Raw genomic sequence first — 7,644 nt, forward strand, 5'->3', positions numbered from 1 at the left:
GCCTCGGTGTTCAGCCGCTCGGGGTTGTCTCCCATGGTGATCAGGAGAGTGACTGCACTGTCCGGACCGATGCCCACCGGTTCGAGCAGTTGCGGCGCGTGGCGTTCGACGAGCCGGGTCAGTCGTTGGTTTGTGGGTGGCTTGGGCCACCGCGTCCTCGTCTCCCCCACCATCGGGTGGGCTGAGGGTCGCGCAGGTGCGGAACAGCTCGGCATTGCCCAAGCTCGACAACCGTTCCCGCAGGGCGGGATCGGCGATCACTAGGACAGCCTTGAGCTGGTTGATCGCCTGGGTACGGGCCTTGACCGCGGAGTCCTTGGCGAGTTTGTAGATCCGGGCGGCGTGCACCGGACCGTCGCCGGATTTCGCCCGGGCTCGGGCGCGACCGCTGAGCACGGCTCGCGCTGCGGCCTGGGCATCGAGCGGGTCCGACTTGCCGAGCAGCCGGCGGGCCGAGCGGTCGGGCCGGTTCACTTCGAACACCTGGATCTGCTGAGCGAGCAGATATCGGGACAGGCCCGCGCCGAAGGTGCCCGTGCCCTCCACGCCGGCCCGGCGCACCGTCCCCCGCTTGCGGGCCCAGAGAAGCAGTTGTCGGTAACCGGCCGCCGTCGCGGGAAAGGACTCGGTTTTCAGGACCTTCCCGAGCGGGGAGATCACGGCGGCGACATGCACCTCGCCGTGCGTGTCCACGCCCAGGACGACCTCGTGCCGAACGAGAGGATCCGTGCTAGAGGAGGTGCTGCGCTGTCGGGTCTTCATGATGGTCGGCCTCTCACGTCATGACGTGCTGGCTGGGTGGATAGCACCGGCCTGCTCGGGCGGTCTGAACCGTGATGGCGCCGGAAACTCGGCAAGGCCCCTATTGGGACACGCCTTGTGGCTCGGTGACAGCAGAAAACATCCCGCAACGACAGTCGACAAGCCTGTGACTGGACACTTCGGTCATAGATCTCATGAGTCAGACCCCCGTCCGGGACGGCATCGCGCAACCGTCCCATCGATCCCGGCACACCGGCACGTCCCGACCACAGCCGGACGGCTTCGCCCGAACCAGTGCCCAACCTGGCCCGGACGGGCTGACAAGAAATTCGCTCTTCGTTCACTCGTGACCGGCATTGGCAGACAGCCGTGTGGCCCGTCTTACCGGCTGTCCTTCGTCGACCATGGCACGAACGACCTCGGGTCCCCTATTGGTAAGCGGCTGTCCATAAAGTCCTGTAACTGCTACGTGAGATCCTCGCCGGCTTTGCCTGGGCTCCGTCCACGGCGATGAGTGATAGGGCCCGCACTCGGGAATCGTCACTCCCGACGCGAGGGTGCGTGTCCGCTACCGGTTGGCAGGCGGTGGCGCGGTCACTCGGGTCGAGCCGCTCCAGCGGGTGGCCCATGAGTATCTCGCCGCGGCCAAGCGTACCCGGGCCGTCCACCTGGGCCGACGGACACCGTGTCGCTCGCCCGTCAGCAATTGCTCCATCGGATGAACAGCACGAACGTCTGCTTGATCGACGTCCGCCCCGCAGAGGATCGTGCCGTCGGCCATATCCCCGGAGCTTGCTCGCTGTCATTGGACGAACTTAACTGGCAATCCGACGAGTTACCCGAAAGACGTACGCCGTCGCCTGCGGCCGCAGCCTCAACTGCCTGTTCCCTCACGAGGCCGTCCGTCTGCTCACCATCCACCGTCTGCATCACCGAGTTCAGAGCAGATGACTGGCGGACCGCCGCTGGGCCGACCGGCACCAGGGCGAACTCCGCCTCGCGGGGCACGCACCCGGCCTCCGCTGTACTCGTCCTGTGGTTGGAACCCTCCTGAGGCGGGTGATCGCAGTAGCACGTCGGTGCGACGGCTCTGAACGGCCAGCGGGTCGGCCATCAATCCCTCAGACGTGACAGACACGTGTCGCCTGCCCGAGGCCGGAGAAAGGTTGCACTCAAGCAGCCCGTTCTTCCGTTTCCGGTCAGCTGCCTTTCCTTTGCTCACCGTCAAGGGTCCGTTTACCCGCGCCACCTCGCGCTCTGGATCACCTTCGCGCCAAATCGCGCGGCCAACCGGAGCCCTTCGTCCGCTCAGCCTGCAATCTCATGTCCAGGACGAGTGGGGACTCCGTCGCGTTTCGGCCCCGCTTTCCACGGCACGTTAGTTCGAGGGTTTGCCTGATCATGCATCACCGCGACCTCTCTTCACTCCTGACCCACAGGTGATGCACTGTGCGCACACAAGCGCGAAGACTTGTCACGGCCGTTCTGGCCCTGGCTCTGCTGGCAATAGCGGGTGTCGTCCCCTCCTGGGCGTCGCCAGGCGACCGGCCTCACTCCGCAGGCCCCGGGGCCATCGCACAGGCGCAGCCCCGGACAGCCGCCGACCTGCCCAAGCCCCCCAAGGCCATGACGCTGGCCGAGCGCCGCAAGCAGGTCGACGAGGACCGGCACGAACGGTCTCCGATGCGCGACTACATGAACGCGCCGGGGCGGATGTCCAAGGGCAAGCCCCACGGCCGACCGGACACAGACCGCATCGAACGCGGTCCCGCCGCCGAGTCGAAGTTGGCTGTGCGGCCCTTCCCAGCGGCGGCCGAGAACCCGACGTGGGTGTCGTCCTGGGCCACTGCGTACCCGGGCATGCTGTCGATCGGCGGGCAGGTGAAGCTGCCCAAGCGGGGGGACTCGTACACCGGCATGTGGCTGTACGTCCTGGACGAGGGCGGCTACCCGGTCGTCCAGCAGGAGATCAAGAAGTCCACGGACGATCCCAGCGGCGACACCCCGGACACCGGGGCCTGGTGCTACGACTGGTGGGCGAGCAACTCCTATCCCACGGACCAGTGTTTCTGGTGGGCCGGCAGCGCGCTGGGCGGAATTCTCGAGGACGGCAAGGAGTACTACGCCTGGGTCTTCCTCAACAGCGCCGACGGGACGTCGAGCCCTGGCGGGACCACCTCGCCGCTGGTGGAGGCGTTCTACACTCCGGTGATCCCCGGTGCGCAGGCGGGAATCTGTACCTGCTACGCACAGGCGCACCGCGCCGACCCGGTCAACACGGCCACCGGCATGTTCTTCGAACAGCTCACCGACGCCTCGCTGGTGAGCCCCGGGGTGCCGCTGACCCTGGAGCGCACCTACCGCTCCGACTCGAGTGCCGTCGGTCTGTTGGGGCGCGGCTGGGCGACGCCGTTCGACGCCAAGCTGACCGCGGCGACGGGGAAGGTGACGTACCGGACGGACGACGGGGCGTCGTTCGTCTTCACACAGAACAGTGACGGCACGTACGCCGCTCCGGCCGGGTCGGCGGCCAAGCTGGTCAAGGACACAAGCACTTATACGATCACCACGCCGGACCACACCAAACGGACGTTCAACAGCAGCGGCCAGCTCACATCCGTGGTCGACAGAGCTGGCAAGGGACTGACCCTGACGTACGCGTCCGGCACACTCGCCTCCGTCAAGGACGCCGCCGGCCGCACCACCACGTTCACGCCCGGTGCCGACGGACTGCTGTCCAAGGTGGGCCTGCCGGACGGTACGTCGGTCTCGTACGGCTACACCGGCGGTCTGCTGACCTCGGTGACCGCCCCGGCCGACAGGACGTCGTCGTACGCCTACGACGCGAACAAGCGGCTGTCCTCCTACACCGACCCGGCGGACGGCAAGGTCACCAACGTCTACGACACCGCGGGCCGCATCAAATCCCAGACCGACCAGAACGACAAGACCACCACGTTCACCTGGGACGGCAAGAGCGAGTCGCACACCACGGCGCCGGACGGCGGCGTATGGACCGATGTGTACGCCGGCAACGTCCTTATGGAAACCATCGACCCGTACGGCAAGAGCATCGCCTACGACTACGACCGCCACCTGCGGCCCGTCGCCATCACCGACCAACGCGGCAACACCACGGAGATGACGTACGACAGCGCTGGGCGGATGCTCACCCGCAGCGCCCCGTCCGCGCTCGGTTACCTGGAGAGCTGGACCTACGACGGTGCGGGCAACATCACCAGTCACACCGACGGCCGCAAGAACAAGACGACATACACCTACAACACGTCGAACCAGCTGACGTCCACCACAGACCCATTGGACGGCAAAACCGCCTACACGTACACCGCGCTCGGCTCGCTGGAGACCGTGAGGACCCCGCGCGGCAACGTCACCACCTACGGCTACGACGCGGCCGGCAACCGGACGTCGGTCACCACGCCGCTGGGTGAGAAGACGACGTTCACCTACGACAAGGCCGGCCGGATCCTGACGAAGACGGACCCGCGCGGCAACGTCACCGGCGCCGACCCGGCCGACTTCACCACGACGTACGCCTACGACGGCCGCGGCCTGCTCAGCTCGGCCACCGATCCGCTGGGCCGCACCACGACCTACGCATACAACGGGGCCGAGCAACTGACGTCGGCCAAGAACCCGGCGGGCGACACCACCACGTTCGCCTACGACGACGCCGGACACCCCACCCGGACCACTGACCCAGCCGGCAACTCCGTCACCCGCACCTATGACGCGAGCGGACGCCTGTCCTCCCAGACCGACGCGACCGGCGGCAAGACCACCTACACCTACGACAGAGTGGGACGCCTGCTGAGCAGCGTTTCGCCGCGCGGCAACGTCACCGGCGCCGACCCGGCCGCCCACACCACGAGCTACACCTACGACGCGGCCGGCAACACCATCAAGGTCACCGGCCCTACCGGCGCGTCCACCACCACGACCTACGACGCCATCAACCGGCCCCTCACGGTCACCGACCCGCTGGGCCACACCACCGGCTACACCTACGACGCGAACGACAACGTCACCAAGGTCACCGACGCCGCAGGCGAGACGGTCAGCTCCGTCTACGACAAGAACAACCGGCTGACCAGCAGCACCAATCAGCTGGGCAAGACCACCTCCTACGCCTACGACGCCGACGGCAACCTGCTCAGCCGCACCTCCCCGCTCGGCCACAAGGAGAGCTGGACCTACGACGGCGACGGGCGCCAGGCCACCGTGGTCGACCCGCGCGGCAACACCACCGGCGCAGACCCGGCCCAGTACACGACCACCTACGGCTACGACCCGGCCGGCAACCCCACCACGGTCACCGACCCACTCGGCGGCGTGACCACCACCGCCTACGACGCCGTGAACAACGTCGTCAAGCAGACGGACGCCGACAAGCGCGCCACCGCCTACGGCTACGACAAGCTGGACCGGCTGACCGAAGTCACCGCTCCGGACGGTGCAGTCACCACGTACGGCTACGACACAGTGGGCAACGTCACCGAGCGTACCGACGCCAACGGGCACGTCACCACGTACGGCTACGACGCGGCCCGCCGCCCCACCTCGGTCACCGACCCGCTGCAGCGGGAGACCACCTACGCCTACGACGCCGCCGGCAACCTCACCAAGAAGACCACGCCCCGCGGATCCACCGGCTACACCTACGACCCGCGCGGCCTGCTCACCAAGGTCGACCACTCCGACTCCACCCCCGACGCGACGTTCGGCTACAACGACGCCGGCCGCATCACTGCCCGCGCCAACTCCAAGATCTCCGAGGACTTCGTCTACGACACGGTCGGAAACCTCACCAAGACGCGCGGTTTCGCCTATACCTACGACGCCGCCGGGCAGATGCTCACCCGCAAGTACTCCGACGGCAACACGATCACCTACACCTACGACAACGACGGCCGCACCACCACGATGCTGGCCGACGGCAAGACCACCACCTACACCTGGGACCCGGCCGGCAACCTCACCAAGTCCGCACTGCCCAACACCGAGACCGAGGACCGCACCTACGACCGGGCCGGCCGCCTCACCGCCGTCACCTCCGCCAAGGCCGGCACCACCGTCACCAAGACCGCGCACACCCTCTCCCCGGCGGGCCTGCCCACCCACGTCGACATCACCCGCGCGGGCGTCGGCACGACCGGATACGACCTCACCTACGACACCGCCAGCCGCCTCACCTCCGGCTGCTTCCCGCAGCCCTGGGTCGCCGGCTGCGCCGCGAGCCGCACCACGTCCTACACCTACGACAAGGTCGGCAACCGCCTGACCTCCACCCTCGGCACCACCTCCACCAGCTACGCCTACGACGCGGCCGACCAGCTCACCTCCACCACCACCGGCACCACGACCACCGCCTACGACTACGACGCCGAAGGCAACCAGACCAAGAAGGGCGCCGACACCTACACCTACGACCTGACCGGACAGATCTCCGCCGCCACCGTCGCAGGCACTGCCTACACCTACGACCACGACGCCAGCGGCAACCAGGTCGCCACCCTCAAAGACGGCGCTGTCACCCACCGCACCCAGTGGGACCCCAACGCCCCGCTGCCGATCCTGGCCACCGAATACGACAGCGCCTGGAGCATCAAGCAGTCCTTCCGCTACGACCCGCTCGGCCAGCCCACGTCCGTCAAGACCGGCGCCGGGACGCTCTTCTACTACCACCACGACACCCAGGGCTCACCGGTCGACGTCACCAACAGCGCCGGCACCCTCTACCAGCGCTGGGCCTACGACCCGTTCGGTACCCGGGTCCTGGGTACCGTCACCGGCGGCGCCCCCGCGAGCCCTCCCTCCTACACCGGCGCCCGCTACGAGACCACCACCGGCAACCTCGACCTCCACGCCCGCCAGTACGACACCGCCACCGGCCGCTTCACCCGGCCCGACCCGGCCACCCGCGCCCGGACGACCCCGCACATATCGCCCTATGCCTACGCCGACAACGTCCCCACCCTCCTGACCGACCCCAGCGGACTGACCCCCGACGACCCCAACAACGACCGCGTCGACAGCCTCGGCGAAGCAGCGGGCATCTTCGGTGACGCGTTCGTCGACGTCTTCAAGTCCCCCTTCGTCTTCCTCGGAGACGCGTACGACGCATTCACCGGCCAGAACGGCGGCGCCGGCGCCTTCGTCGACAAGTACCTCCCCGTCCGCCCCGCCTACCGCCTCTACCGCGCCGAATACATGCTCCGCCAGCAGGGCTGCGACGCCCTCGCCGACCTCTACGCCGAGACCGCGGAGGAACTCACCCAGCAAATCGCCCTCGTTGGGATCGGCGGCCTGACGGGGTGGCGACGAACTGCGGTCAACCCCAGTAGCGGCATTGCCGCAGAGGCGGGAGCAAGTGCGATTACGCGGCTCCTCTACGGGGCCCGTACAGGCGAGGGGCTTCCCGGCTCTGCAGGCGTGACGATTGACCGCCGTCCGACGGTGACAGAACTGGAGAATCTGACCATCAAGCACGGGGTCGAGTTCGCCGTCACCTACAAGCTGGGGCCAGGCCCCAAGGGCGCCGGGGGACAGTACTTCCTCTACTCCGGTGAGGTCGCCGCAGTAAGGGTGCCTGTCTCGGCGGATACCATCCTCATCTACCACACCCATCCGGGCGGAACCCGTTGGCCGAGCAGTGCGGACAAGGCGCTCCTGGAACTGTTCGAGAGCGCCGGGTCACCGATGCGCTCCTCAGTGGTCATTCCCGTCGGGAGGAATGGGTTGGTAACTACTTTCACTAAGGACGGAATCTCAGCCCGGATCCACCGGCTGATGTTTCGGAGGTCCGATTTCTCGCCGGGGGCTGATGGTGGTGTGGGGCACGGGTTCGAGGGCGTGCAGCGC

At 67.5% G+C, this 7,644-nt stretch carries 3 protein-coding genes; 2 read left to right on the forward strand and 1 reads right to left on the reverse strand.

From position 1 onward, the window contains the following. Window positions 1-693, reverse strand: a 693-nt coding sequence (locus tag ACIF9R_RS37750; RefSeq protein ID WP_399987571.1) for a transposase, incomplete at its 3' end; no start/stop codon positions are given. A gap of 787 nt (window positions 694-1,480) precedes the next feature. On the opposite strand from ACIF9R_RS37750, the gene ACIF9R_RS37755 reads away from it, so the two are divergent. Beyond that, window positions 1,481-1,816, forward strand: a complete 336-nt coding sequence (locus ACIF9R_RS37755; protein ID WP_399987573.1) for a rhodanese-like domain-containing protein — start codon at window positions 1,481-1,483, stop codon at window positions 1,814-1,816. 572 nt (window positions 1,817-2,388) lie between these two features. After that, on the forward strand, window positions 2,389-7,644 hold a 5,256-nt coding region (locus ACIF9R_RS37760), incomplete at its 3' end, for a DUF6531 domain-containing protein (protein ID WP_399987575.1).

Origin of the sequence: Streptomyces sp. NPDC086080, assembly GCF_044540255.1 — a bacterium.
In the GTDB taxonomy this organism is placed as follows: domain Bacteria; phylum Actinomycetota; class Actinomycetes; order Streptomycetales; family Streptomycetaceae; genus Streptomyces.